Source organism: uncultured Caulobacter sp. (assembly GCF_947036865.1).
GTDB lineage: Bacteria > Pseudomonadota > Alphaproteobacteria > Caulobacterales > Caulobacteraceae > Caulobacter.
Map to the genome: position 1 here is coordinate 1 of NZ_CAMQSF010000045.1, position 24,338 is coordinate 24,338.

At 69.7% G+C, this 24,338-nt stretch carries 26 protein-coding genes and 1 pseudogene; 8 read left to right on the plus strand and 19 right to left on the minus strand.

The annotated features are described in order from the left end of the window. The 6 genes from Q0V34_RS17525 to Q0V34_RS17550 form a co-directional block, all read right to left on the minus strand. Positions 1-876 (minus strand): outer membrane protein (locus Q0V34_RS17525; RefSeq protein WP_297514542.1); only part of this gene is annotated, 876 nt, incomplete at its 3' end. Between the two features lie 344 nt (positions 877-1,220). Continuing rightward, the gene (locus Q0V34_RS17530) at positions 1,221-2,354 is read right to left on the minus strand and encodes an ABC transporter permease (RefSeq protein WP_297514545.1); all 1,134 of its coding nucleotides are present in this window, start codon (positions 2,352-2,354) and stop codon (positions 1,221-1,223) included. Then, on the minus strand, positions 2,351-3,286 hold the full coding sequence (locus Q0V34_RS17535) for an ABC transporter ATP-binding protein (RefSeq protein WP_297514548.1): 936 nt from the start codon (positions 3,284-3,286) through the stop codon (positions 2,351-2,353). Before Q0V34_RS17535 ends, Q0V34_RS17530 begins: the two co-directional genes overlap by 4 nt. After that, positions 3,283-4,272, minus strand: a complete 990-nt coding sequence (locus tag Q0V34_RS17540) for an HlyD family efflux transporter periplasmic adaptor subunit (RefSeq protein WP_297514550.1) — start codon at positions 4,270-4,272, stop codon at positions 3,283-3,285. The genes Q0V34_RS17535 and Q0V34_RS17540 overlap by 4 nt, the downstream gene beginning before the upstream one ends. Continuing rightward, the gene (locus tag Q0V34_RS17545) at positions 4,269-4,910 is read right to left on the minus strand and encodes a TetR/AcrR family transcriptional regulator (RefSeq protein ID WP_297514611.1); all 642 of its coding nucleotides are present in this window, start codon (positions 4,908-4,910) and stop codon (positions 4,269-4,271) included. Before Q0V34_RS17545 ends, Q0V34_RS17540 begins: the two co-directional genes overlap by 4 nt. A 74-nt stretch (positions 4,911-4,984) precedes the next feature. Then, positions 4,985-5,803 (minus strand): class I SAM-dependent methyltransferase, encoded by an 819-nt coding sequence (locus tag Q0V34_RS17550; protein ID WP_297514552.1) that lies wholly within the window; start codon positions 5,801-5,803, stop codon positions 4,985-4,987. Between the two features lie 107 nt (positions 5,804-5,910). On the opposite strand from Q0V34_RS17550, the gene Q0V34_RS17555 reads away from it, so the two are divergent. Beyond that, positions 5,911-6,771, plus strand: coding sequence for a class I SAM-dependent methyltransferase (locus Q0V34_RS17555; RefSeq protein ID WP_297514557.1), 861 nt, complete (start codon positions 5,911-5,913; stop codon positions 6,769-6,771). On the opposite strand, the gene Q0V34_RS17560 is transcribed toward Q0V34_RS17555, so the two are convergent. Both Q0V34_RS17560 and Q0V34_RS17565 read right to left on the minus strand, forming a co-directional pair. Next, positions 6,743-8,530, minus strand: a complete 1,788-nt coding sequence (locus Q0V34_RS17560; protein ID WP_297514560.1) for a cation:proton antiporter — start codon at positions 8,528-8,530, stop codon at positions 6,743-6,745. The genes Q0V34_RS17555 and Q0V34_RS17560 overlap by 29 nt on opposite strands. 25 nt (positions 8,531-8,555) lie before the next feature. Then, entirely contained in the window at positions 8,556-8,804 is a 249-nt protein-coding gene (locus Q0V34_RS17565) for a helix-turn-helix domain-containing protein (RefSeq protein ID WP_297514563.1), read from the minus strand. A gap of 240 nt (positions 8,805-9,044) precedes the next feature. On the opposite strand from Q0V34_RS17565, the gene Q0V34_RS17570 reads away from it, so the two are divergent. From Q0V34_RS17570 to Q0V34_RS17600, 7 genes are all read left to right on the plus strand, one after another. Beyond that, positions 9,045-9,638 (plus strand): response regulator, encoded by a 594-nt coding sequence (locus Q0V34_RS17570; protein WP_297514565.1) that lies wholly within the window; start codon positions 9,045-9,047, stop codon positions 9,636-9,638. A gap of 106 nt (positions 9,639-9,744) precedes the next feature. Further along, positions 9,745-10,119 carry a DUF2946 family protein gene (locus Q0V34_RS17575; RefSeq protein ID WP_297514567.1) on the plus strand — a complete coding sequence of 125 codons (375 nt, stop codon included), beginning with the start codon at positions 9,745-9,747 and terminating at the stop codon, positions 10,117-10,119. Between the two features lie 64 nt (positions 10,120-10,183). Next, positions 10,184-12,232, plus strand: coding sequence for a TonB-dependent receptor (locus tag Q0V34_RS17580; protein ID WP_297514571.1), 2,049 nt, complete (start codon positions 10,184-10,186; stop codon positions 12,230-12,232). 11 nt (positions 12,233-12,243) lie between these two features. Next, on the plus strand, positions 12,244-12,744 hold the full coding sequence (locus Q0V34_RS17585) for a YcnI family protein (protein ID WP_297514574.1): 501 nt from the start codon (positions 12,244-12,246) through the stop codon (positions 12,742-12,744). Between the two features lie 9 nt (positions 12,745-12,753). Further along, positions 12,754-13,245, plus strand: coding sequence for a copper chaperone PCu(A)C (locus Q0V34_RS17590; RefSeq protein ID WP_297514577.1), 492 nt, complete (start codon positions 12,754-12,756; stop codon positions 13,243-13,245). A gap of 94 nt (positions 13,246-13,339) precedes the next feature. Continuing rightward, a complete protein-coding gene (locus Q0V34_RS17595) occupies positions 13,340-15,454 on the plus strand; it encodes a M13 family metallopeptidase (RefSeq protein ID WP_297514580.1) in 2,115 nt (704 codons plus the stop codon). A 290-nt stretch (positions 15,455-15,744) separates the two neighbouring features. Further along, positions 15,745-16,140 carry a PaaI family thioesterase gene (locus Q0V34_RS17600; protein WP_297514582.1) on the plus strand — a complete coding sequence of 132 codons (396 nt, stop codon included), beginning with the start codon at positions 15,745-15,747 and terminating at the stop codon, positions 16,138-16,140. Between the two features lie 17 nt (positions 16,141-16,157). On the opposite strand, the gene Q0V34_RS17605 is transcribed toward Q0V34_RS17600, so the two are convergent. From Q0V34_RS17605 to Q0V34_RS17655, 11 genes and pseudogenes are all read right to left on the minus strand, one after another. Next, positions 16,158-16,571: a hypothetical protein gene (locus Q0V34_RS17605; protein ID WP_297514584.1), complete on the minus strand. Its 414-nt coding sequence runs from the start codon at positions 16,569-16,571 to the stop codon at positions 16,158-16,160. Positions 16,572-16,583: 12 nt separating this feature from the next. Beyond that, positions 16,584-16,847 (minus strand): hypothetical protein, encoded by a 264-nt coding sequence (locus tag Q0V34_RS17610; protein ID WP_297514587.1) that lies wholly within the window; start codon positions 16,845-16,847, stop codon positions 16,584-16,586. Further along, complete coding sequence (locus tag Q0V34_RS17615; protein ID WP_297514590.1) at positions 16,844-17,236, minus strand: DUF2089 domain-containing protein; 393 nt, start codon at positions 17,234-17,236, stop codon at positions 16,844-16,846. The genes Q0V34_RS17610 and Q0V34_RS17615 overlap by 4 nt, the downstream gene beginning before the upstream one ends. An 87-nt stretch (positions 17,237-17,323) precedes the next feature. Continuing rightward, positions 17,324-18,943, minus strand: a complete 1,620-nt coding sequence (locus Q0V34_RS17620; RefSeq protein WP_297514593.1) for a long-chain fatty acid--CoA ligase — start codon at positions 18,941-18,943, stop codon at positions 17,324-17,326. Positions 18,944-19,047: 104 nt separating this feature from the next. Beyond that, positions 19,048-20,100: a 3-isopropylmalate dehydrogenase gene (gene leuB, locus Q0V34_RS17625; RefSeq protein WP_297514596.1), complete on the minus strand. Its 1,053-nt coding sequence runs from the start codon at positions 20,098-20,100 to the stop codon at positions 19,048-19,050. 1 nt (position 20,101) lies between these two features. Next, on the minus strand, positions 20,102-20,404 hold the full coding sequence (locus Q0V34_RS17630) for a putative quinol monooxygenase (RefSeq protein WP_297514599.1): 303 nt from the start codon (positions 20,402-20,404) through the stop codon (positions 20,102-20,104). A 15-nt stretch (positions 20,405-20,419) separates the two neighbouring features. Next, positions 20,420-20,546, minus strand: a pseudogene (locus Q0V34_RS17635) (hypothetical protein); the annotation flags it as partial. Between the two features lie 7 nt (positions 20,547-20,553). Then, positions 20,554-21,162: a 3-isopropylmalate dehydratase small subunit gene (gene leuD / locus Q0V34_RS17640; RefSeq protein WP_297514602.1), complete on the minus strand. Its 609-nt coding sequence runs from the start codon at positions 21,160-21,162 to the stop codon at positions 20,554-20,556. Beyond that, positions 21,162-22,598, minus strand: coding sequence for a 3-isopropylmalate dehydratase large subunit (gene leuC, locus Q0V34_RS17645; RefSeq protein WP_297514605.1), 1,437 nt, complete (start codon positions 22,596-22,598; stop codon positions 21,162-21,164). The genes leuD and leuC overlap by 1 nt, the downstream gene beginning before the upstream one ends. Before the next feature lie 676 nt (positions 22,599-23,274). Continuing rightward, positions 23,275-24,249, minus strand: a complete 975-nt coding sequence (gene hisG / locus Q0V34_RS17650; RefSeq protein WP_297514608.1) for an ATP phosphoribosyltransferase — start codon at positions 24,247-24,249, stop codon at positions 23,275-23,277. Next, positions 24,246-24,338, minus strand: a 93-nt coding sequence (locus Q0V34_RS17655) for a hypothetical protein (RefSeq protein ID WP_297514614.1), incomplete at its 5' end; no start/stop codon positions are given. The genes hisG and Q0V34_RS17655, both read right to left, overlap by 4 nt.

Consider the following 24,338-nt stretch of genomic DNA (forward strand, 5'->3'; position numbering starts at 1 on the left):
TGTCGACGCGGCTAATGGCGGTGGCGGTGGCGGAGGAGGCGGCGGCGGAGTAGCCGGAGGGGGTGGCGCTGGAGGTGGCCGCGGCGGGGGCGGCGGGGGCGGCGGAGCCGCGAACGAGTAGCGGAGACCCACGGTCACCGACTGGTCGCGATACTGGCCGGTCCACGAACCCGGCTGCAGCAGGCCAGAACCCGACGACTGGAACGTGTGGTCGGTGCCGGTGATGTAGCGGTAGGTGAAGTCGATCTTCAGCTTTTCGGTGGCCTTGATCGACGCGCCGGCGATGGCTTGCCAGGCGACGGCCATGTCGTTGTCGTCGACGCTGAGGTTCTGGATGGCGCTGTTGGTCGCGGTGACCGCGCCCACGCCGCTGAACTGACCCAGGGCCTTGACGTTCAGGCGATTGATGCCGACGCCAGCGCCCAGGTACGGGTTCAGCCAGGAATCCGGGGCGAAGTCGTACAGAACGTTCGCCATCAGGGTCCAGCTGTCGATCGAACCGTCCGGCGAACCGCAGACGGCCGCGGTGGACGAGCGGGTCACGCCCGGGGTGCAGAGCGCGACGGGCTGAGCGCGAACGGCGTTGCCGTGGGCGCCTTGCAGATCGCCGGGGCGATAGCCGCCCTCGACTTCAGCGCGCCAGTGCGGGGTGAATTGGTAGCCAAGACGCACGAAGCCGGTCCAGTCGTTCTTCGACTTCCAGGCCCAGTGATAGGTGGCGCCGTCCGGCGCGTTGCCGTCCGACTCGGTCTTCAGGCTTTGCGGCCAGTGATAGCCAAGATCGACCGCGCCGTACCAGCCGGTCTCTTGGGCCGAAACGCCCGACGCGGCGAACACCGCGGCCAGAGCAGCTCCCGCCAGGAGGTTGAGTTTCATCGTTGAAGAGCCCTCTATTGCCCTGCCCAGGCCGGTTACCGACCGAGCATCGTTATACCAAGGCGAACGCCACGGGAAAGTGTCAGCAAAGACACACTCGTCAGGTTTCGCCCCCTGCCCTTTGCTCAGGAAAACAAAACAAGACCGCCCCTCAGAATCGACTTCCGAGCGTGCCCGCCGACATCCACGGAAGATAAGCGTCAGCTCCGCTGGGTTCGCACGTGAACCGTTCGCGCGCAAGAGCTTGACCCAGGAAATGGTCAAGCATTCGAAGGGCGTCGGCGAAAATCCACGCCTTTTCGCTTGGCGCGCGAGGTGTTTGGTCGGCGCCCCGCGCGATCGTCCTAGTCCAGAGTCGTCCGGTAACGGGCCATGGCCAGACCCGCGATCGCGATCACGAACAGACCCAGCGCCGCTAGACTTGGCCAGAGCTGCGCCGTGTCCAGACCCTTCAGCAGCGCGCCGCGCACCACCCTCAGGAAGTGCGTGACCGGTATCACCGAGCCCAGGACCTGAGCCCAGGCGGGCATGCCCCTGAACGGGAACATGAACCCCGAGAGCAGGATCGACGGCATCATGTAGAAGAACGACATCTGCATGGCCTGCAGCTGGGTCCTGGCCACGGTCGAGATCAGAAAGCCCAAGGCCAGGGAGCCGACGATGAAGAGCAGAACGCCGAGCGCCAGCGCCAGCCAGCCTCCGGCCATCGGCACCGCGAACAGCGCCTTGGCCAGCACCAGGATCACCACCGTCTGAACGAGACCGACCGCCACATAGGGCGCCAGCTTGCCGATCATCACCTCGATCGGCCGAGCCGGCGTGGCCAGCAGGCTTTCCATCGTCCCGCGCTCATATTCCCGCGTCACGCCCAGGGCGGTCATCATCACCAGGGTCATCGACAGGATCACGCCCAGCAGGCCGGGCACGATGTTGTAGGCGGTGATGGCCTCGGGATTGTAGCGGCGATGGATCACCACCTCGAACGGATCGGAAGCGCCGGCCCGGGCGGCGACGGGACCGACCAAGTCGCGCGACAGCGCCACGCGCGGGAGACTGGCCAGGGCCGAGATCGCCCCGCCGGTGGCGGCGGGGTCCGAGGCGTCGGCCTCGACGAGGATCTGGGCCTGGTCGCCGCGCACGACGCGCCGCGTGAAGTCGGCCGGGATGGTCAGCGCGAACTGGACCTCGCCGCGCGCCACCGCCTCGTCCAGCTCCCGGGGCGAGGCCGCGGTGCGGACGATCTTGAAATAGCCGCTGTTGACCAGCGCCGCGAGCGTCGAGCGCGCCATCGGACCCTGGTCCTGGGCCAGCACCGCGGTCGGCAGATCGCGCGGGTCGTTGTTGATCGCATAGCCGAACAGCAGCAGCTGGCCGATCGGCAGGATCAGGATCATGGCGTAGGTCAGCCGATCGCGGGTCAGCTGGATGAACTCCTTGATCAGCACGGCCAGGATCCGCGCGCCCGACAGCCCCCTCATTGGAAATTGTCCGAGGACTGGCCCATCAACCGGATGAAGACGTCCTCCAGCGTCGGCTGCACTTCGGTCCAGCGCAGCGTCGGCTGGCGATACGGCGCGATGGCCGCCTCCAGGGCCGCGCGATCGACGCCGCTGACATGCAGGGCGGCCCCGAACGGCGCGGCCATGATCACGCCGGGCCGGCCGGCCAGCGCGCCCGCCAGGCGGTCGGCGCCGGTCCCGTCGGCGGTCTGGCCCTCGGCGCGGAAGGTGATCAGGCCGCTCTGGGCGATCACCGCCTCGGCCGTGCCCCGCGCCATCAGCCGGCCGTAGGCGATGTAGGCGATGTCGTGACAGCGCTCGGCCTCGTCCATGTAGTGGGTCGAGACCATCACGGTCAGGCCCTCGGCGGACAGGGCGTGAATCTCGTCCCAGAACTCGCGCCGCGCCTTGGGATCGACGCCGGCGGTCGGCTCGTCGAGCAGCAGCAGCTTGGGCGCGTGCAGCACGCTGGCGGCCAGGGCCAGCCGCTGCTTCCAGCCGCCCGACAGGCTGCCGGCCAGCTGCTTCCTGCGCGCGGTCAGGCCCAGACGCTCCAGGCTCTCGCGCACCCGCTGGCGGCGGCGGTCCAGCTCATGAACCCGCGCCACGAAGTCGAGATTCTCCTCGATCGACAGGTCCTCGTAGAGCGAGAACTTCTGAGTCATGTAGCCGGTCTGGCGCTTGACCGCCTCGGCGTCGCGGCGAAAGTCGAGGCCCAGCACCGCGCCCTCGCCGCTGTCGGGGGTCAGGAGGCCGCAGAGCATGCGCAAGGTGGTGGTCTTGCCCGAGCCGTTGGGGCCGAGAAAGCCGGTGATCCGGCCCCTTTCCACCTGGATCGAGACGTCCTGAACCACATGGCGGGGACCGAACGACTTGTTCAGCCCCCGGACGTCGACCGCCAGGGCGCTCACCGCCCCGCCTCCAGCGGGACGATGTCGACGGGCTGGCCCGGAGCGAGCTTGGCGCTGGCGGTCGGCTCGGGGCGGGCCTCGACCAGGAACACCAGCCGCTGGCGCGCCTCGCGGCTGTAGATCACCGGCGGGGTGAATTCCGACCGGGGACTGACATAGTTGATCCGGGCCGAACGCTCGGCCCCGCAGCCGTCGCACGAGAAGCGGATGGCCTGGCCGACCCGATATCGCGCGACCTCGGCCTCGGGGACGAAGAACCGCAGCCGGACGCGGTCGTCGGCCAGCAGCGCCACGACCGGCTGGTTGGCGGCGACCCACTCGCCGGCCTGGTAGAATACGTCCTGCACCCGGGCGTCGGCGGGCGCGCGCGGACTGATCTGGTCCAGCCGGCTTTGCGCGGCGGCCAGGGCCTCGCGGGCCGAGGCGACCGCCGCCTGGGCGGCCCCGACCGCGTCCGGTCGCGCGCCCAGGGCGCCGACCGACCGCCGTCGCGCGACGGTGAGCGCGTCGGCGCGGGCGGTGTCCAGCGCCGCCTTGGCCTGATCCAGTCGCGCCGGAGCGTAGATGCCCTTGGCCACCAGCGGCGCGATGCGATCGTAGTCGGCCTTGGCCTGACGCGCCTGGGCCTCGGCGGCGTTGCGCTCGGCGTCATAGACCGCCAGCTCCTGCGGGCGCTGGCCCTTCCGCGCGTCGCGCAGCTGGGCTTCGGCGAGGGCGACTTGCGCCTGGGCTTGATCGCGGGCGGCGGTCAGCTGGGCGGCGTCCAGGGCGAACAGCGGCTGGCCCGCCTTGACCCGGTCGCCGCGACCGACGGCCAGGGTCGAGACCGGCCCCGCGCTCGACGCCGCGACATAGAGGGTCTCGCCCTCGACATAGCCCGACAGCCGATGCGGCCGACGGGCGTCGGGGCCGAGCAGCCGCCAGCCCAGAAAGCCGACAAGACCCACCGCCACCACGACGATGACGATACGAACGGCCGGTTTCATGACAGGGGCTCCGTCGGCGGCGCCAGGCCCGCCAGGATGATTTCGCGGTGCTGGGCGATGAGGGCCGGCAGGTCGATCGTCGGAGCCCCGACCGGCGCGAAGGTCTCGCGCCAGATCACGCCCATCAGGATCGGCCCCATGACGCTGAAAGCCTGCAGGCGCGGATCGCCCGGCCGGACCTCGCCCCGCGCCTGCGCCGCGGCCAGGGCCTGGGTCAGCGCGCCCAGCGCCCGACTGACGACCTCGTCGTGCCAGACGCGCGCGAGCTCCGGGAAGTTGCGCGACTCGCCGACCACCAGCTTGGCCACCGCGCCCATCCTCGAGGTCTCGATCACCTGACCGATCCGCGCGAAGGCCATCCGCAACAGATCGGGAAAGGGGACGGCGGCCTGCGCCAGCATGGCCTCGACGAAATCCAGATTGGGGACGACCGCCTCGCGCACCACGGCGCGGAAGATGTCCTCCTTGGTCTCGAAATAGAGATAGAGCGCCCCCTTCGAGATGCCGGCCTTGGCGGCGATCTCGTCCAGCTTCGCGGCCGCGAAGCCTTTCTCGGCGAACACCTCCAGCGCCGCCTGGACGATCTCGCCCGGCCTCGCCTCGCTGCGTCGCCGCCACTTGGGCGCGCCCCCTTCCATGTCGCTCACCAAAAATAACTGACTAGTCAGTTATAAACCAGGACCACGGGATGACAAGCCGGCGCGGAAGCTTCTCAGCCCTCGGCCGTCACCAGCCAGCAGGCCGCGTCCAGGCTCGCCGCGCCATTTTCGACGTAAGGCGCCAGGGCCTCGGCCACGGCCGCGTGGACCTTGGCCCGCCGCGCCTCGTCGACGCCCGCCAGGGCCGGGTTCAGCGGGCCGACCCGCACGCTCAGCGTCATCAGGTCCTCGAAGGTCCCGGGCATGGCGGTGTCGAGCGGCGCGATCTCGATCTTCCGCCAGCCCGCCTCGGCCAGGATCCGCCGCACGCGGTCGGGGTCGGCGAAGCCGAAGCGACCCGGCGCGTCATTCTCGTACTTGAGCGGCGTCGACAGGAACGGCGCTGCCGCCGCCAGCGGGATCAGGGACAGCGGATTGTCCTCGGGCTTCCGCCAGCAGGCGAAGGCCAGGCGACCGCCGGGCCTCACCGCGCGCCGGAGATTGGCGAAGGCCGCGACCGGATCGGGAAAGAACATCACGCCGAACCGCGAGACGATCGCGTCGAACGGCGTGGCGAAGGTCGCGGTCTGGGCGTCGGCCAATTCGAAGGCGACGCCCTCCAGGCCGTCCTCGCCCGCCCGCCGCCGGGCCAGCTCGACCAGGGCCGGAGAGATGTCGACGCCGATCGCGCGCCCCTCCGGTCCGGTGCGCCAGGCCGCGGCGAAGGTCGTGGCGCCCGAGCCGCAGCCGACGTCCAGCACTGCCTGGCCCGCGCGAAGGTCGGCGGCCTCGACCACCGCCCGCGCCACCGGCGCGTAGATCCGGTCCAGCAGGGCCTGCTGCTCGACCCAGACCCGCCCGGCGCGGTCCCAGTAAGCGGCCATGTCCGTCATCGTCACGTCTCCCATTGGTTGCCCCTTAAAGGGGATGGACAGCTTGGCCGCGAGCGCCAATCCTCTAGAGGTTGAGTCGGCATCCGCTCGGCCCGGTGAGCGTCCTTATGAAGTCCATACTTAAGAGCGCGGCGAGCCTTCTGCCTCCCGCCGTGCGCCGCGCGGCGTCGGGCGCGGTCCTGGACCTCGCGAGCCTGCCCGAGCGCCTGCGCGATCCGGACCGCCGCGACGAGCCCTGGCAGACCCTACATAATGTCGGCGGTGGCGATTTCGCCGCGGCGGGCCGGCACAATCTCGACCTGTTGACCCGCTATGCCGGCCTGACGCCGAGCAGCCGCGTTCTCGATATCGGCTGCGGCGCGGGACGGATGGCCGCGCCGCTCGTCTATGTGTTGGGGGCCAACGGCGGCTATGTCGGCTTCGACGTCTCGCGCGCGGCGATCCGCGCCTGCCGCCAGCGCCTGGGCCGCGCGCGTCCGGACTTCCGCTTCGTGCACGCCGACGTCCGGAACCGGGAGTATCGCGCCTCGGGCGCCGTCGCCGAGACCGCGTTCGTGTTTCCGACGGCGGACGGCGAGATCGACATCGCCATGGCCACCTCGGTGTTCAGCCACATGCGACTGGACTCGATCGCGCACTATCTCCGCGAAGCCGCCCGGTCGCTGAAGCCCGGCGGCCGCTTCCTGTTCACCGCCTTCGCCCTGACCGAGGAGCGGGTGGCCCGGATCGAGGCGGGTCGGTCGCCGATGCGGTTCAAGCCCTGGAAGGACGGGGCCTGGGTCGTGGACCCCCGCTCGCCCGAACGCGCCATCGCTCATCCGCTCTCGGCGTTAAAGGCGGCGACGGCGGCGGCGGGTCTCGATCTGCCCAACGGGGTCGCCTTCGGCTGCTGGCTGCCGCCCAGCGCCTATTCCGGCGGCCAGGATCTGTTCATCGCCGTCAAGCCTCCCGCAGGCTCGCGTCCCTGAGCCGCCGCCGGCGCCCGCCCAGGGCGTCCGGCCGGTTCAGCGCCTTGCGGTATTCGTCTCGGCGCTCGTGGACCGAGGCGATGACGAGGCCCATCGGCACGCCGATATCGACCAGCACCGCCTCGGACAGCTGCAGGCTGGCCTCGATGGTCTCGGGCACGGCGTCGGTGGCGCCCAGTTCGTAGAGCCGCGCGGCGTGGCGGGCGTCGCGGGCGCGGACGACGATCGGCACGTCCGGCCGCGCCCCGCGCGCGGCGGCGACCACCGCCTCGGCCGCCTCGGGCGAGTCCATGGTCACGACCACCGCCTTGGCCGAGGCCAGGCCGCAGCGCTCCAGCAGCTCCAGCCGCGAGGCGTCGCCATAGTAGATGCGCCCGCCATCGCGCCGGCCCTGCTCGACCAGGCGGGCGTCGCGCTCGACCGACAGCCAGGGCAGGTCGTGCCGCCGCAGCATGTCCGCGACCAGCTTGCCGACCCGGCCATAGCCGACGACCAGCACCTGGCCGGCCGTTTCGGCGGCGTCGACGGCGCCCGCCGGCGCTTCGGCCACCGGCGCCGCCTTCTTGCGCGCCAGTCTTCCGCCCAGGCCGGTCAGGGCCGGGATCAGGAACATGGTCAGGGTCGCGCCGACCAGCACCGCCTGCCCCACCGGTCGAGGCACGACGCCGGCGCCCATGGCGTTGTCGAGAATGACGAAGGCGAACTCGCCGCCCGCCGCCAGGGTGAGGGCGCTCTCGATCGCCGGCCTGGCGCCCAGGCCCAGCATCCGTCCCGCGCCGAACACGATCAGGCCCTTGGCGGCCAGCAGGCCGAGCGCCGAGCCCAGCACCATCAGCGGCTGGGCGATCAGCAGGGACAGGTCCAGGCGAATGCCCAGCGAGACGAAGAACAGGCTGAGCAGCAGGCCCTTGAACGGCTCGATCTTGACCTCGACCTCGTGGCGATACTCGGTCTCGGCCAGCAGCACGCCCGCCACGAAGGCCCCGAGGCCCATGGACAGGCCCGACAGCGCCGCGACCAGGCCCGCGCCCAGGATCACCAGCAGGCAGGCGGCCATGAACATCTCTTCGCTCTTGGCCTTGGCCACCGACTTCATCATCGGCCGCAGGGCCAGGCGTCCGAACAGGACGATCACCGCCAGGCCGATCACCGCCGGGCCCAGGGCCACCAGATCGCCCAGCTTGAACGACCCGTCGCCGCGTCCCAGGATCGCCAGGGTGATCAGGATCGGCGCCACGGCCAGGTCCTGGAACAGCAGCACGGCGAAGGTGGCGCGCCCGCCCTCGGCGTGCAGGCGCTTGGTCTCGGCCATCACCGGCACGGCGATGGCGGTCGACGACAGGGCCAGGGCCGCGCCGATGGCCAGGGCCGCCACCGGCGGCTGGCCCAGCAGCATGGCCGCCACGCCGATGACCAGCGAGCTGCCGACCACCTGAATCGCGCCCAGGCCGAACACCAGCCGCCGCATCAGCCGCAGGCGTTCCCAAGAGAGCTCCAGCCCGATCATGAACAGCAGGAAGACGACGCCGAACTCGGCCAGTTGGGCGATCTCGTCGGGCTTGTCGACGGTGACGTGGTTCAGCCAGGGCGCGACGGGAATGAACCGGCCCAGGCCGAACGGACCCAGGATCACCCCGGCCAGCAGGAAGCCCAGGATCGGATTGATCTTCAGGCGCTTGAAGATCGGCGCGACGACGCCCGCGGTCGCCAGGAACAGGACCACATCCTTGTAGTCCGCGGGGGAAACCTCGTGCGCCACGCGCCCTCCTTCGTCGTTGTTGCTCCTACCCGGCCCGTCTCAGCCGAACGCCCGCCCCGAACTCCGCCGAGGCGATCAGAATGACCCCGCCCGCCTCGATCGCCTCGATCAGAAGCCTTTCGGTGCCGCTGTGCAGCGCGTGGCGCTCGGTCTCGAAGTCCTTGACCGTGCTCCGCGACACGCCGGCCTTGTCGGCCAGCTCGCCTTGCGACCAGTTCAGAAGGCCGCGCGCGCCGCGACATTGCGCGGGCGACAGGATCTTGGCGTGCGGCATGCCGCGCATCCACCATTTCAACCAGATTGGTTGAATATGGACCTTCGCCCGGGATTAGCAAGCGTGGCCGTTGCATTTAACGCTCGACCGCGCCTGTAACAATTCGTTCCCCCGGCCACGCTCGCGCCGTGGACGAGAAGGGGCTAGCCTCGCGTCATCGTCGGCCTGACACATCCTGGGCGTCGGCGGCTGAGAGAGTGGCCAAGGTCCATGCTCCCGCCTGACACAACGGGAAGCGCCATGCCCAGCTATCAGTTTCATCTCCGCCTCGACGACGCCTCGCGCCCCACCGTCACGGTCGCGCGCCTGGCGGATGACAACGCCGCCCTGCGCCGCGCCGAGGCCCTGCTCGTCAGCCAGCCCCGCGCGCTCGACGTGATCGTCTGCCAAGGCGAGCGCTATGTCGGCGCGCGCGACCGAAACGACGTCGCGAACGGCTCCCCCCGCGCCACGATCCTGGTGGTCGAGGATTGTTTCCTGCAAGCCAACACCCTCAAGGTCGCGCTCGAGGACGCGGGCTACGCCGTCCGCTGCCGCGGTCACGAGGATCAGGCCCTGTCGGAGCTGGATCGCGCGCGCCCCACCCTGGCCCTGATCGACATCAATCTCGGCGACGGCCCGTCGTACGCCGTCGCCGCCACGCTCGAGCGTCTGGGCGTGCCGTTCGTCTTCGTCACCGGCTATGACCGGCGCGTTCTGCCGCCCCGCTGGCGCGGCGCGCAATACCTGAGCAAGCCCGTGACCGGCGGGCAGGTCGTCGACGCCGTGCGCGGCCTCCTTCAGCGGCGCGGCGGGACGGCGCCCGCGCCGGAGCCGCGAAAGACGAGCGCCTGATCGCGCTCACCTTAAGGGTTTGGCGCGCCGCGCGCCCGATTGACCGCCCAAGCGTCGCCGCCTAGTCACCCGCGTGATGATCGCCCGCCCCGGACAGCTCCGAGTCTTGCTCGCCGCGCTCGCGGCGATGCTGGCCGTGTTCGTCCAGGGCCTGACGCCCGCGGCCGCCATGGCCCACGACCAGCGCGAGAGCGGCTCGGCGATCGTCATCTGCTCGGCCGAGGGCTCCAAGGTCGTCATCCTCGAAAAGGACGGCACGGTCCGCACGGCCCCGGCCAAGGGCTTCATGGGCCTGAAGTGCTCGGACTGCGCCGCCCCGACCCTGGCCGTGACCCTGACGTCGCCCGCGCCCAGCGTCGCGCCCGTCCAGTACGCCGAATATGTCGAGACCCCGGTCGAGCGCGTGCTCGGCGTGCGCGGTCACGCCCGCGCGCCGCCGCGTCCGCCCGGCCAGGGCCCGCCCATTTCCCTGAACGCCTGACCTTTTCCGCCGCGCCGCGTTGAAGACGCCGCGCGCCTCGTCACGCCTTCAGGATTCAAGTTCCATGATTACGTTCCGCCGCGTCCTGCTGGGCGCCGCCGCGCTCGCCGCCCTGTGTAGCCACGCCCATGCCGAGGACGACGCCCAGGTCTCCTCGGTCATCGTCACCGCCCGTCCCAATCCGGAAGATCCGCCGGTCGTCGCCGCCGCCCGCAAGCGCCTGTCGGAGACGCCCGGCGCGGTCTCGGTGATCTCCCAGGAATCCTACATCAATCGTCAGGCCCTGGCCCTCGACGACATGCTGCGCGACGCCCCGGGCGTCTACGCCCAGCGCAAGTGGGGCGGCGATATCCGCATCTCGATCCGAGGCTCGGGCATCGGCAACGCCAATCACAATCGGGGCCTGCTGATCGCCCAGGACGGCGTGCCGCTGAACGAGGCCGACGGCTATGGCGACAGCCAGGTCGCCGATCCGCTGAACACTCGCTACGCCGAGGTCTATCGCGGCGGCAACGCGTTGCGTTTCGGCGGCGCGCTGCTGGGGGGGGCGATCAACATGGTCACGCCCACCGGCCGGGACGCCGGCTTTTCCAACCAGGTCCGCGTCGACGGCGGGTCCTTCGGCCTGCTGCGCGAGCACGTCGCTTTCGCCCGCCAATCCGGCGCGTGGGACGTCTATGCGGCCGCCACCAACCAGACCGGCCAGGGCTGGCGCTCGCAGAGCCAGCAGAACATCCAGTTCGGCAGCCTGAACATCGGACGGTCCTTCGGCCAGGACCGCGAGGCGCGCCTGGTCATCAACGGCTCGAACATCAACCAGGAAATCCCCGGCGCCCTGACGCTGGCGCAGTTCCAGGCCAATCCGCGCCAGACCGCCGTCGCCAGCGCCAACGGCGATCAGGGCCGCAACCAGCGCGGCGTGCGCGGCTCGCTCCAGACGACCTGGCGCCTGAACGACCAGCTGGTCTTCCAGGGCGCGGTCTATGGCGTCTGGAAGGATCTGGACCACCCGATCTTCCAGGTCATCGACCAGAAGAGCCGTAACTACGGCGCCTTCGGCCGCTTCGACTGGGACGGCGAGCTGGGCGGCAAGCGCGCCGACGCCTTCTTCGGCGCCTGGTACCGCCAGGGCGATCTGGACTCGCACTTCTATCTGAACAATCGCGGGGCGCGCGGCGCGCCGCAGTCGATCTCGTATCAGAACGCCAAGGCCATCGACGTGTTCGGCGAGGGCCGGCTGTTCGTCACGAACCAGGTCGCCCTCGTCGCCGGCGCCACCTGGGGCCAGGCCGAGCGCGACTATACCAGCGTCGCCGTGCCGGGCGTGAAAGGCACCTTCGACCTGAAGGCCGCCAAGACCTACGACTGGATCTCGCCGCGCGTGGGCCTGCTCTGGCGGAACGAGGCCGGCGACCAGGTCTTCGCCAACCTGACCCGCTCGGTCGAGCCGCCGAACTTCGGCTCGATGACCCCGACCAATGTCGGCTTCGCGCCGGTGAAGGCCCAGGAGGCCTGGACGGGCGAGATCGGCGCCCGGGGACGTCGCGGCCCCTTCACCTACGACCTGACGCTCTATCGCGCCGAGCTGACGCACGAGATGCTGCAGTACGCGATCGACAACAGCGTCAACATCCCGGCCGCCACCTTCAACGCCGACAAGACGATGCACCAGGGGATCGAGGCGGCGCTGGACTGGGCGGTGGCGCCGCGTTGGCGCGTGCGCCAGACCTGGACCTTCTCGGACTTCCGCTTCAAGGGCGACATCAAGTACGGCGACAACCGCCTGCCGATCGTGCCCAAGAGCGTCTATCGCGCCGAGGTCCGCTACGACGCGGCGCGCGGCTGGTTCGTGACCCCCTCGCTCGAATGGTCGATGACCGACCCGTGGATCGACTACGTCAACAGCCGGAAGGCGCCGGCCTACGCGATCGTGAACCTGAACGCCGGCTGGAAGGTCAGCGACAAGGTCTCGCTGTTCGTCGACGGCCGGAACCTGTTCGACAAGGCCTATGTCTCCAACACCCAGGCCGCCGTGGCCTGGACCCCGGCCACCGCGACGCTCTGGCCGGGCGACGGCCGGTCGGTCTTCGGCGGCGTCATGGTCAGCTTCTGAGGGAGGATGCGATGAAAGTTCCGTTGCTCGCGCTCGTTACCGCCGCGGCGCTCTGCACGAGCGCCGCCGCCCATGTTGTGGCCGTTCCCGACACGGCCAAGGCCGGGTCCTACGCCGTCGTCGCCTTCCGCGTGGGCCATGCCTGCGCGGCGGGCGACGTGACCACCCGGCTGCGGATCGAGATTCCGGCCGGCGTCGCCTCGGCCCGGCCGCAGCCGAAGACGGGCTGGACCTACGCCCTGGAACGGCCGGCCGATCCCAAGGCCCCGCCGACCGCCATCACCTTCACCGGCCGCTTGCCCGACGAGGCCTTCGACGACTTCGCCGTGCTGATGAAGCTGCCCGCCACGGGCGATCGCCTCGTCTTCCCGGTGGTCCAGACCTGCGAAAAGGGCGAAAGCCGCTGGACGGAGCTCGCCGATCCGGCCAAGCCGGACGAGAAGCTGGCGCGTCCGGCCCCGACCGTCATCCTGACCCCCGCCGACGCGGCGCCCGCCGCGCATCATCATTAGGAGCGTCCCATGATCCGCCCCCTCGCGATCGCCTTCGCCCTGACCGCCGCCCTGTCCGCCCCCGCCGCCCAGGCCGCCGACGCCAAGCTCGCCGGCGTGACCGTCCGCCAGGCCTGGAGCCGTCCGGCCCAGGCGGGGATGAACGGCGTGGGCTTCATGACCCTGGTCAACGGCGGCAAGACGCCGGTGACGCTGAAAGGCGTCGAAAGCCCCGCGGCGGGCGTCGTCGAAATCCACCAGTCGTCGATGGCGGGGGGAGTCATGAGCATGCGCCGCGTGGACGACGGCGTCGTCGTCCCGCCCGGCGGCGAGGTCGCCTTCGCCCCGGGCGGTCTGCACTTGATGCTTCTGAACCTCAAGGCCGCCCAAACCGTGGGGCAAAAAGTCCCCATGACCCTGATCTTCGACAACGGCCGTCGCGCGGCGGTGGCGCTGGAGGTTCGGCTCGCCCCGCCCCAGGCCGCGCAAGCCTCGTCCGCCGCCGGACATCGTCATCATTGAGTCAAAAAATGGGTTACATGAACTTTTTTTAAGGGAGACAAATTTTCGCGCCGTTGCAGATTGCCGCCGGCTCACTCCAACGGATGCGATTTCCATGAAACGAGTTTGGTTCGGCGCCGCCGCCGTCGCCGCGCTTTCCCTGTCCGCCTTCGGCGCCCAGGCCCACGAACAACACCCCTGCATCGACGATGCTTGCGTGATGCAGTCGCTGCTGCCGGCGATCGCCGAAGGCGCCGGCGACGTCACCTCCCTGGAGTCGCCCAAGTACGGGACCTGGGGCTTCGACATCTCCGGCATGGACACCACGGTCAAGCCGGGCGACGACTTCTACAAGTTCGCCAACGGCGCCTGGGACGCCCGCACGGTGATCCCGTCGGACCGCGCCCGCTACGGCAATTTCGACAAGCTGGCCGAGCTGTCGGAAGCGCGCACCAAGGCGATCATCGAAGGCGCCGCGGCCGACAAGACCGCCACCGGCGAGAAGGCCAAGATCGGCGCCGCCTATCGCGCCTTCATGGACGAGGCGACGATCGAGAAGCTCGACGCCAAGCCGATCCAGCCGTGGCTGGACGGCGTCAAGAAGGTCAAGACCAAGGACGAGTTCACCGCCCTGATGGGCAAGGCCGCGACCACGCCCTATTCCACGATCATGGGCGTGAACATCGGCGCCGACGCCAAGAACCCCAAGGCCTACGCCGTCTACGCCTCGACCGGCGGCACCTCGCTGCCCGACCGCGACTACTATATCGACGCCAAGTTCGCCGATAAGAAGGCCGCGTACCTGGCCTATGTCGAGAAGATGCTGACCCTCGGCGGCTGGGAAAAGCCGGCCGAGAGCGCCAAGGCCGTGGTCGAGTTCGAGACCCAGCTGGCCCAGGCCTCCTGGAGCCGCATCGAGCGCCGCGACCGCGACAAGACCTACAACCCGGCCACCCTGGCCGAGCTGCAGGCCCTGACCCCGGGCTACGACTGGAACCGCTATCTGGTCGGCACGGAACTGCCGAAGGTCGACCGCATCATCGTCACGACCAACACCTCGTTCCCGAAGTACGCCAGGATCTACGCCGACACCCCGATCGAGACCCTGAAGGCCTGGCAGGCCTTCAAGATCATCGACGGCGCCGCGCCGATGCTGTCGAAGCGCTTCGCCGACGCCAACTTCGAGTTCCGCAGCAAGACCCTGGCCGGCCAGCCCGAACAGCGCCCGCGCTGGAAGCGCGGCGTCGGGGTGGTCAACGCCATGCTGGGCGAGGCCGTCGGCAAGGAATATGTCGCCGCCTACTTCCCGCCGGAGTCGAAGGCCAAGATGGTCGCCCTGGTCGGCGACATCCGCACCACCCTGGGCAACCGCATCGCCGCGTCCGACTGGATGGGCCCGGAGACCAAGGCCAAGGCGCAGGAAAAGCTGGCCAAGTTCACCGTCAAGATCGGCTATCCCGACAAGTGGCGCGACTATTCCAAGCTGGAGGTCAAGGATAACGACGCCTACGGCAACGCCATGCGCGCCAGCGCCGTCGAATACCGCCGCGACGTGGCCCGCCTGAACCAGCCGGTCGACAAGACCGAGTGGGGCATGACTCCGCAGACGGTCAACGCCTACTACAACTCGGTCAACAACGAGATCGTGTTCCCGGCCGCCATCCTGCAGGCGCCGTTCTTCCATCCGGACGCCGACCCGGCCATCAACTACGGCGGCATCGGCGGCGTGATCGGCCACGAGATCGGCCACGGCTTCGACGACCAGGGCCGCAAGTCCGACGGCGACGGCGTGCTGCGCGACTGGTGGACGGCGGAAGACGCCGCCAAGTTCAAGGCTCAGACCGACAAGCTGGGCGCCCAGTACTCGGCGTTCGAGCCGTTCCCGGGCGTGCACGTCCAGGGCGGCCTGACCATGGGCGAGAACATCGGCGACATGTCGGGCCTGACCTTCGCGCTCGAGGCCTATCACGTCTCGCTGCACGGCAAGCCCTCGCCGGTGCTGGACGGCTTCACCGGCGACCAGCGCGTCTATCTGGGCTGGGCTCAGGTGTGGCGTCAGAAGTCGCGCGACGACGCCCTGAAGCAGCAGATCGCCAGCGACCCGCACTCGCCGGCCTACTACCGCGTCAACGGCACCATCCGGAACCAGCCGGGCTGGTACGCCGCCTTCGACGTCAAGCCGGGCGACAAGCTGTACGTCGCGCCGGAAGACCGCGTGAAGATCTGGTAAGTCCGTCTTCCAGGACGCGACGCGGGCCGCCGGGAGACCGGCGGCCCTTTTGCTTTGGGCTGTGCTCGCGTCGGGCGTGGTCCGGATGGAAATCCTCGTCCCCCCGGGTCCGGCGGCGCCGGCCCGAGGACGTGCTTCGACACGCTAAGGATGAGGATCTCGCGCCCGCGGGGCCGACAGCCGTCGCGAGAGGCCATCAAGACGCAACGCTAGAGCAGCCTTACTTTTAGCGCGTTGAGCCGGTCCGCTGACGCTTGCATCGCGCGGGAAGACGGGCGTCAGATGACCGCATGAGCACCCCCGTCTTCGACCTCGACCTCCTGCCGTTCGCCGCCTTGATGGGCGTCACGGTGACCCACGCCGCGCCCGATCGCGTCGAGGGGCGGCTGGTCGTTCGCCCCGATCTCTGCACGGCCGGCGGCATCCTGCACGGCGGCGCGGCCATGGCGCTGGCCGATACGCTGGGCGCGATCGGCGCCTTCCTGTCGACGCCCGAGGGCAAGCGCACCACGACATTGGAGAGCAAGACGAACTTCATCGGCGCGGCCAGGCTCGGCGCGACCGTGGCGGCCGTCGCCACGCCTCTGCACATCGGCCGCCGCTCCAGCGTCTGGACCACACGGATCGAGGACGAGGGGGGCAAGCTGATCGCCGTCGTCACCCAGACCCAGATGACCGTGGAGTAACGCGCGGAAAGGCCGGCCTATTCGCAGAACACCCGCACGCGGGCGTCGTCGGTGTCGACGTCGACGGTCAGGTCGTCCAGGCTGGCGACCAGGTCGTCGAGGTTCTCGGGCTTCAGCTGGTTGATGTCGAACGGCAGGCCCTGGCGGGCCATGGCCGCGTTGACCTCGTCACGGGCGGCCGGCGGGATCAGGGCGCTGAGCTTCACGCCCGCCCGCAGCAGCTGCATCGGCACGCGGACATTGACCTTGGTGGGGCCGTCCTGGTCGGCGGCGTCGACCAGCACCCGGAAATAGCGCGGCGGGGCCGAGGGCGTGGCGGCGGCGACCGGCGCGGGGGCGGCGGCCAGGGCGTCCAGCAGGCGCTCGGCCTCCTCGGCCGAGACCTTGCCGTCGGCGAGCATCTTCAGGATACGCAGGCGATCGGCGTTCATGGCGTGTCTCCTTCAGAGAATGCGGACGCGGACCAGCGCCGCGGGGGAGTCGACCTGCACCTCGGTTCCCGAGAGGCCCAGCAGCACGCCGCCCACGATCCAGGCGGCGCGACAGGGATTGAGGCCCCGGCACGCGGGGACCAGCAGGGCCAGGGGCGCGAGGACCAGGGCGAACGGCGCGAGGACCAGCCACAGCGGCGTCAAAGGCAGCCAGAGCCGCACCGTCGCGCGGCGACGCGCCGGGAGGGCCGGCAGGACGGGTCCGACGAGGCTCATCGCCGCTCTCCCCGCTCAAGCGCGGCGATCGCCTCGTCGGCGGAGATCTCGCCCCGCTCCAGGCGCGCCAGCACCTCCGAGCGCCCGGACGCGGGCGGCGGCGGCGCCTCGTCGACGAATTCCAGGCTGGCGGCGATGCGGTTCAGCCGCGCCTTCACCGTCGGATAGGAGACGCCGAACAGCTGCTCCATCTCCTTGATCGAGCCATGGGCGCGCAGGAAGGCGGCGACGAACACCTGGTCCTCGGCGGTCAGGGCCGCCAGCTGAGGCGGGGCGAAGGCGCCTTCGATGGCGATGTCCTTGTTCACCAGCCGCACCCGTTCGACGACGAAGGGCTCGTCGCCGGTCAATCGGGTCAGGTCCTGCCAGTCAGCGGTCGCGCGGGTCATCGGTCGAGATCCATTTTCTTGATCTCGAACTTAATATTTTTAATTTTGGAGTCAAGTTTCTTTGAAATATGCCCTGAAGCGCTTCGATCATCCCATCAGATGGCCGCGCCAGGCCTCGCGCAGGACCTTCTTGTCGATCTTGCCGGTGGCGGTCAGCGGCACCCGGGCGAAGACCACGTCGTCGGGGGTCCACCACTTGACGATGCGCGGGGCCAGGAACGCCAGCACCGCGTCCTTGCCGACCTCGACGCCGTCGTGCGGCTCGATGACCAGCAGCGGCCGCTCCTCCCACTTGGGATGCGGCACGCCGATCACCGCGGCGATCTTCACGCCGGGACAGCCGACGGCGATGTTCTCCAGGTCTATCGAGCTGATCCACTCGCCGCCCGACTTGATCACGTCCTTCTGGCGATCGGTGATGCGCATGAAGCCGTGGGCGTCCAGCGTGGCGATGTCGCCGGTGTCGAACCAGCCGTCGGGACGCGCCGCGTCCTCGTCCTTGCGGAAATAGCGCCGCACCACCCAGGGCCCGCGCACCAAGAGCGCGCCGGAGGTCTCGCCGTCCCAGGGCGCCTCGGCCCCGGTCTCGGTCTCGACCTTCAGCTCGATGCCGAACTGCAGCCGGCCCTGGCGGGTCCAGATCGCCTCGTCCATCGCCGCCTCGCCCAGGGCGGCCAGGGACGGGGTCGGGGTGGAGACCACGCCGATCGGGCAGGTCTCGGTCATGCCCCAGATCTGCAGGGTCTGGACGTCGTAGCGGCGCTTGAACGCCTCGGCCATGGCGCGCGGCACGGCGCTGCCGCCGATGACGACGCGCTTCAAGGCGGTCGGCGCCTGGCCGTTCCGCTCCAGCCAGTCCAGATACATCGTCCAGATAGTCGGCACGCCGCCGGTGAAGGTCACGCCCTCGCCCTCGATCAGCTGGTGCAGCGACGCCCCGTCCATCTTGTCGGCCGGCAAGACGAGCTTGGCCCCGCAGATCGGGGCGCTGAACGGCAGGCCCCAGGCGGTGGCGTGATAGAGGCTGGAGCACGGCATCACCACGTCGAAGGCGGTGAAGCCGAAGGCGCTGTTCAGCCCCCCGGCCATGGCGTGCAGCACCACCGCCCGGTGCGAATAGAGCACGCCCTTGGGATCGCCCGTGGTGCCCGAGGTGTAGCAGAGGAAGGCGCCGGCGTTCTCGTCGAAGCTCGGCCAAGGATAGGCCTCCAGCTCGTCGGCGATCAGAGTCTCGTAGGACGCCGCGCCGATGCTCCCGCGCTCGGTCCGCTCGGCGTCAGACAGCATGACGAAGGTCTTCACCGTGGTCAGCTGGGCGGCGATCCGCTCGACCAGCGGCAGGAAGTTGCGGTCGAAGAACAGCACGCCGCTCTCGGCGTGATTGATCGTGTAGACGATCTGCTCGTCGAACAGCCGGGGATTGGCGGTGTGCAGCACCGCGCCGATCCCGGGGACGGCGTAGAACAGCTCCAGGTGCCGGTGGGTGTTCCAGGCGAGCGACGTGACCCGGTCGCCGGCCTTGACGCCCAGGCGCTTGAGCGCATGGGCCAGCTGGGCGGCGCGCCGGGCGAGGCCGGCATAGTCGTAGCGCCAGACCGGCTCGTCGATCAGCCGCGAGACGATCTCGCGGGCGCCGTGGGCCTGGGCGGCATAGGTCAGGATGCCGCTGATCATCAGCGGCGTCGTCTGCATCAGGCCAGGGATCATCGGCGCGCCTCCCAACGCTTGTCGTTGGGACGAGGTTAGGGCCTCGAACGCGCGTTGGGAAAGGCCATTTCCGCCCCCTTCCCCCTCGATGGGGAAGGGAAAACCTAGAGCTCCGCCAGCACCGCGTCGCCCATCTCGCGCGTGGTCAGCGCGCCGCCGAGATCCCGCGTCCGGGCGCCGTTGTCGAGCGCCGCCTTGACCGCGGCCAGCAGGGCGTCGGCGGCCTCGGGCTGCTTCAGCGACCAGCGCAGGGCCATCTCGAACGACAGGATGGCGGCCAGCGGATTGGCCAGGCCCTTCCCCGCGATGTCCGGCGCCGAGCCGTGGATCGGCTCGTAGAGGCCCGGCTTGCCGGGATCGCCGATCGCCGCCGACGGCAGCATGCCCAGGGACCCGGTCAGCATGGCCGCCGCGTCCGACAGAATGTCGCCGAACAGGTTGTCGGTCACGATGACGTCGAACTGCTTGGGCGCGCGGACCAGCTGCATCGCGCAGTTGTCGGCGAGAATGTGCTCGAGCTCGACGTCGGGATATTCGCGGGCGTGGAGCTCGGTGATCACCTGCTTCCACAGCAGGCCCGACTCCATGACGTTCGACTTCTCGGCCGAGTGGACCTTGTTGCGGCGGCCGCGCGCCATCTCGAAGGCTACCCGCCCGACGCGCTCGATCTCGCTCGTCGTGTAGACCTGGGTGTCGAAGCCTCTCTTCTGGCCGTCGGGCAGGTCCTCGACGCCGCGCGGCTGGCCGAAATAGACCCCGCCGACCAGCTCGCGCACGAACATGATGTCCAGGCCCGAGACCAGCTCCGGCTTCAGGCTGGAGGCGCCGGCCAGGGCCTCGAAACAATAGGCCGGGCGCAGGTTGGCGAAGACGTCCATGGCCTTGCGCAGGTTCAAGAGGCCCGCCTCGGGGCGCAGGTGACGGGGCGCGCTGGCCCACTGGGGTCCGCCCACCGCGCCCATCAGCACCGCGTCGCTGGCGATGGCCTGGTCGCGCACCTCGTCCAGCAGCGGCGTGCCGTGCGCGTCGTAGCTGGCGCCGCCATACGGGGCTTCCTGGATCTCGAGGTCGGGGGTAAGCGCGGCGGCCACGCGGCGCACCTCCGCGCAGACCTCGGGGCCGATGCCGTCGCCGGGCAGGAGCAGAAGAGTCGCCATCTTAGATCTCGCGATAGTCGGAAACGTCGAAGGAAGCCATGCGCCGCTCATGGACGCCGAGCGCGGCGCACGCCGCCCGCCAGGCCGCCATGTGCGCGCTGGCGCGGTGGAATTCCAGCGCCGCGGCGTCGGTGAAGTGCTCGAACACCCGGATCAGGCCGGGGTCCAGCGGATCCTCGCTGAGCGCATAGGCCAAGCAGCCGGGCTCGGCGCGGCTGCCGGCCACCTGGGCCGCCAGATGCGGCCGCAGGTCAGCGAGGCGCTCGGGCGCGATGCGGATCGAACCGGCGAGGATCAGGGTCATCTCGGTCGCCCCAGGCCAAAACTGCTTGTCATCCCGGAAGCCTCGCAGAGGCTGTCCGGGACCCAGGGGGGTGACAAAGCGCCGTGGGCGCCGCCCCTGGGTCTCGGCTCTCCGCTTCGCTGCGGCCGGGATGACAAGCTATTGTTGAACTAAGCCTCCAGCCAGGGCTGGCCGATCGCGCGCTTGCTTTCGAAGAGGTCGATGTCGGCGGCGTGCTGCATCGTCTCGCCGATCGCGTCGAGACCCTTGAGCATCTTCTCCTTGCGCACGGGATCGATCTCGAACCGGAAGACCTTGCCCGACGGCGAGACCACGGTCTGGGCCTCCAGGTCGACGCTGACCATGTGGTTGCCGCCCTTGGCCTCGTCCATCAGCACCGCCAGTTCGTCGGGCTGGACCACCACCGGCAGCAGGCCGTTGCTGAAGCAGTTGTTGAAGAAGATGTCGGCGAAGCTGGTCGAGATCACGCACAGGATCCCGAAGTCCATCAGCGCCCACGGCGCGTGCTCGCGCGAGCTGCCGCAGCCGAAGTTGTCGCCGGCGATCAGCACGCTGGCGCCCTTGTACTCGGGCTTGTTCAGCACGAAATCGCCGATCTCGTTCCCCTCGGCGTCGAAGCGGAAGTCGTAGAACAGACCCTTGGCCAGCCCCTCGCGCTCCACGGTCTTCAGGAACTGCTTGGGGATGATCTGGTCGGTGTCGATATTGGCCAGCTCCAGCGGCGCCGCGCGGCCATCGAGACGGGTGAAGGCGCGCATCAGGCGGTCTCCTGCAGGAAGGTCCGGACGTCGACCAGATGGCCCGCGATTGCCGCCGCCGCCGCCATGGCCGGCGAGACCAGGTGGGTGCGGCCGCCGCGGCCCTGACGGCCCTCGAAATTGCGGTTGCTGGTCGAGGCGCAGCGCTCGCCCGGGGCCAGCTTGTCGGGGTTCATGGCCAGGCACATCGAGCAGCCCGGCTCCCGCCAGTCGAAGCCGGCCGCCTTGAAGATGGCGTCGAGGCCCTCGGCCTCGGCCTGTTCCTTCACGAGGCCCGAGCCGGGCACCACCATCGCCTTGACGTGCGGCGCCACGAGGCGCCCGTGCAGGAAGGCCTCCTGCACCACGGCGGCCGCGGCGCGCATGTCCTCGATGCGGCTGTTGGTGCATGAGCCGATAAAGACGCGGTCGATGCGGGCCTCCGAGATCGGCTGGCCGGCGGTCAGCCCCATATAGTCCAGCGCCCGATGGGCGGCCGCGCGCTTGTCGGGGGTGGCGAAGCTCTCCGGATCCGGCACGGCGCCGGTGACCGGCACGACGTCCTCGGGGCTGGTGCCCCAGGTGACCATCGGGACCAGGGCCGAGCCATCGATCACCACGGTGCGGTCGAAGACGGCGTCCGCGTCGGTGAAGAAGGTCTTCCAGTGGCTCAGCGCCATATCCCAGGCCGCGCCCTTCGGCGCCGCCGGCTTGCCCTGAATGTAGGCGAAGGTCTTGTCGTCCGGGGCCACCAGGCCGGCCTTGGCGCCGCCCTCGATGGTCAGGTTGCAGAGGGTCATGCGGCCCTCCATCGACAGCGACCGCACCGCCTCGCCGGCGAACTCGATGACATAGCCGGTGCCGCCAGCCGTGCCGATCTCGCCGATCACGGCGAGCGCGATGTCCTTGGCGGTGACGCCGGGGCCGAGCTGGCCGTCGACGCGCACCAGCATGTTCCGGGCCTTGCGCTGGCGCAGGGTCTGGGTGGCCAGCACGTGCTCGACCTCGGACGTGCCGATGCCGTGGGCCAGGGCCCCGAAGGCCCCGTGAGTCGAGGTGTGGCTGTCGCCGCAGACGATGGTCATGCCCGGCTGGGTGCGCCCCTGCTCGGGCCCGACCACGTGCACGATGCCGTTGCGCGGATCGCCCATCGGGAAGAACTCGATGCCCGCGTCGGCGACGTTGCGCGCCAGGGTCTGGAGCTGAAGCCGCGCCTCGTCGTCTTTGACCGCCGCGACGCCCAGGCCTTGTCCCTCGGTCGGGATGTTGTGGTCGGCCACCGCCAGGGTGCGGTCGGGACGGCGCACCGGCCGATGGGCGGCGCGAAGACCGGCGAAGGCCTGCGGGCTCGTCACCTCGTGGATCAGGTGCAGATCGATATAGAGGATCGCCTCGCCGTCGGTTTCGCTGACGACGTGGGCGTCCCAGATCTTGTCGTAAAGGGTTTTACCGGACATGGCGGCGATATAGGGCGGATCGTGCGTGGAAATCCAGTGCCGGCCCCGGCCCACGCCAAATTCTTGCGCCCGCGCGAGACAGGCAAAGGGCGCGCCCGTCTCTCGACCTGTCGGCGCGCCCTCGCATCGTTTTCAGCCTTCGCGGGCCGATGTCGCCTTCCCGAAGAGGGCCGTCCGCTAGAAAGAAGACGGTCTGGAAGCCCGACGATGTCGGGGGTGCGCTCACGATCTCACGGAACGCGGATTTGTCAAGGCGCGTGCGTTCGCACGCAAGCTTGACCACGGCGCCGTCGAGGCGCTCGGCTGGCGCTCCCTCCCGCCGGCCAAAGCGGCGCGCTCATTATTTTGACAACTGCGTCAAAATTCTAAACCAAGGCCCAGATACACCAAACCCGCCGCGGGGGATAATCGCGACGGGCTGGCTATTTTCTCGATCATTCGATCTAGGCGGGCGTTTCCTCCCCGAAACGCCGAAGGAAGGGAGCTCTCTGACGGGCTCGTTTCTTCCTTGCAGTGTCAAGAAACGTCAAATTCGTGACGGTGTCAACGCGACAAAACCCGTTTTCGCAAAGGACTCGCCAAAATTTTGACGGGCGAGCCGTAGATTGGACCCGCTGGTCGAATTTACCCCCGGATTCCGTCGTTATTTTTGACAGAATCGTCAAAAGTGCGATCGTTACGTCGAGGCCAAGGTCTCGACGAAGCGATCCAGCACCGCCGAGCGCGACTCGAAGACGTAGTCCGGGCGCGAGACCGTCACCGGCTCGACCCCCGCGGCGGCCAGGGCGGCGGCGGCGTCGAACAGGTCGCCGGTCGCCAGCAGCGCGCCATTGGCCCGGCGCGAGCCGCCGCGCGCCACGAACGGCGCCACCGCCGCCTGGGCCGCGCCGTCCTGCTCGGCCGGCCAGACCAGGGTGGCGAGCTTGGCCGCGCGCCCCTTGGCCTCGACCACCGACAACAGCCGACGCAGGGCGTCCAGCTGCCCCTCCGACCAGGTCGCGATCCTCGAGGCGGTCAGCTGGGCCTGGCTCTTCAGGATCACGCCGTCCGACAGGATCTTCAGCCCGTTTGCCGCCAGGGTCGCGCCGGTGGTGGTGATGTCGACCACCAGCTCGGCCGCCCCCGCCGCCGGCGCGCCCTCGGTGGCGCCGCTGCTCTCGACGATCCGGTAGTCGGCCACCCCGTGACGGGCGAAGAAGGCGCGCGTCTGGGTCACGTACTTGGTCGCCACCCGCAGCCGCCGGCCCGTGCGGGCCAGATGGGCGTGGCCGACGGCGTCGACATCGGCCATGGTCTCGACGTCGAGCCAGCTCTTGGGCGCGGTCACCACCAGGTCGGCGCGGCCAAACCCCAAGGCCCGCAGCAGCATGACCCGGCTGTCCATGTCGTCGCCGCGCTCGCGCAGCAAATCCTCGCCGGTGACGCCCAGGTGCAGGTCGCCGCTGTCCAGGCCCGCGGCGATGTCGCCGGCCGAGAGCAACCGCACCGACACGCCCGGCAGGCCGGAAAGCTCCGCCGAATAGCCCCGCGCGCCGCCGGCCATCTCCAGCCGGAAGCCGCATTCGGCCAGCCATTCCTCGACCTGATCCTTCAGCCGGCCCTTGGACGGGATCGCGAAGATCATCGGGCCGGTCTCGCTCGCGCCGCTCATCCCTGGCCTCCCGCATAGGCGCGCGCCGGACGGACCATGCAGCCCACCGCGCCGGTGTTGGTCGCCACGCCCAGCTTGGCCGGCAGTCC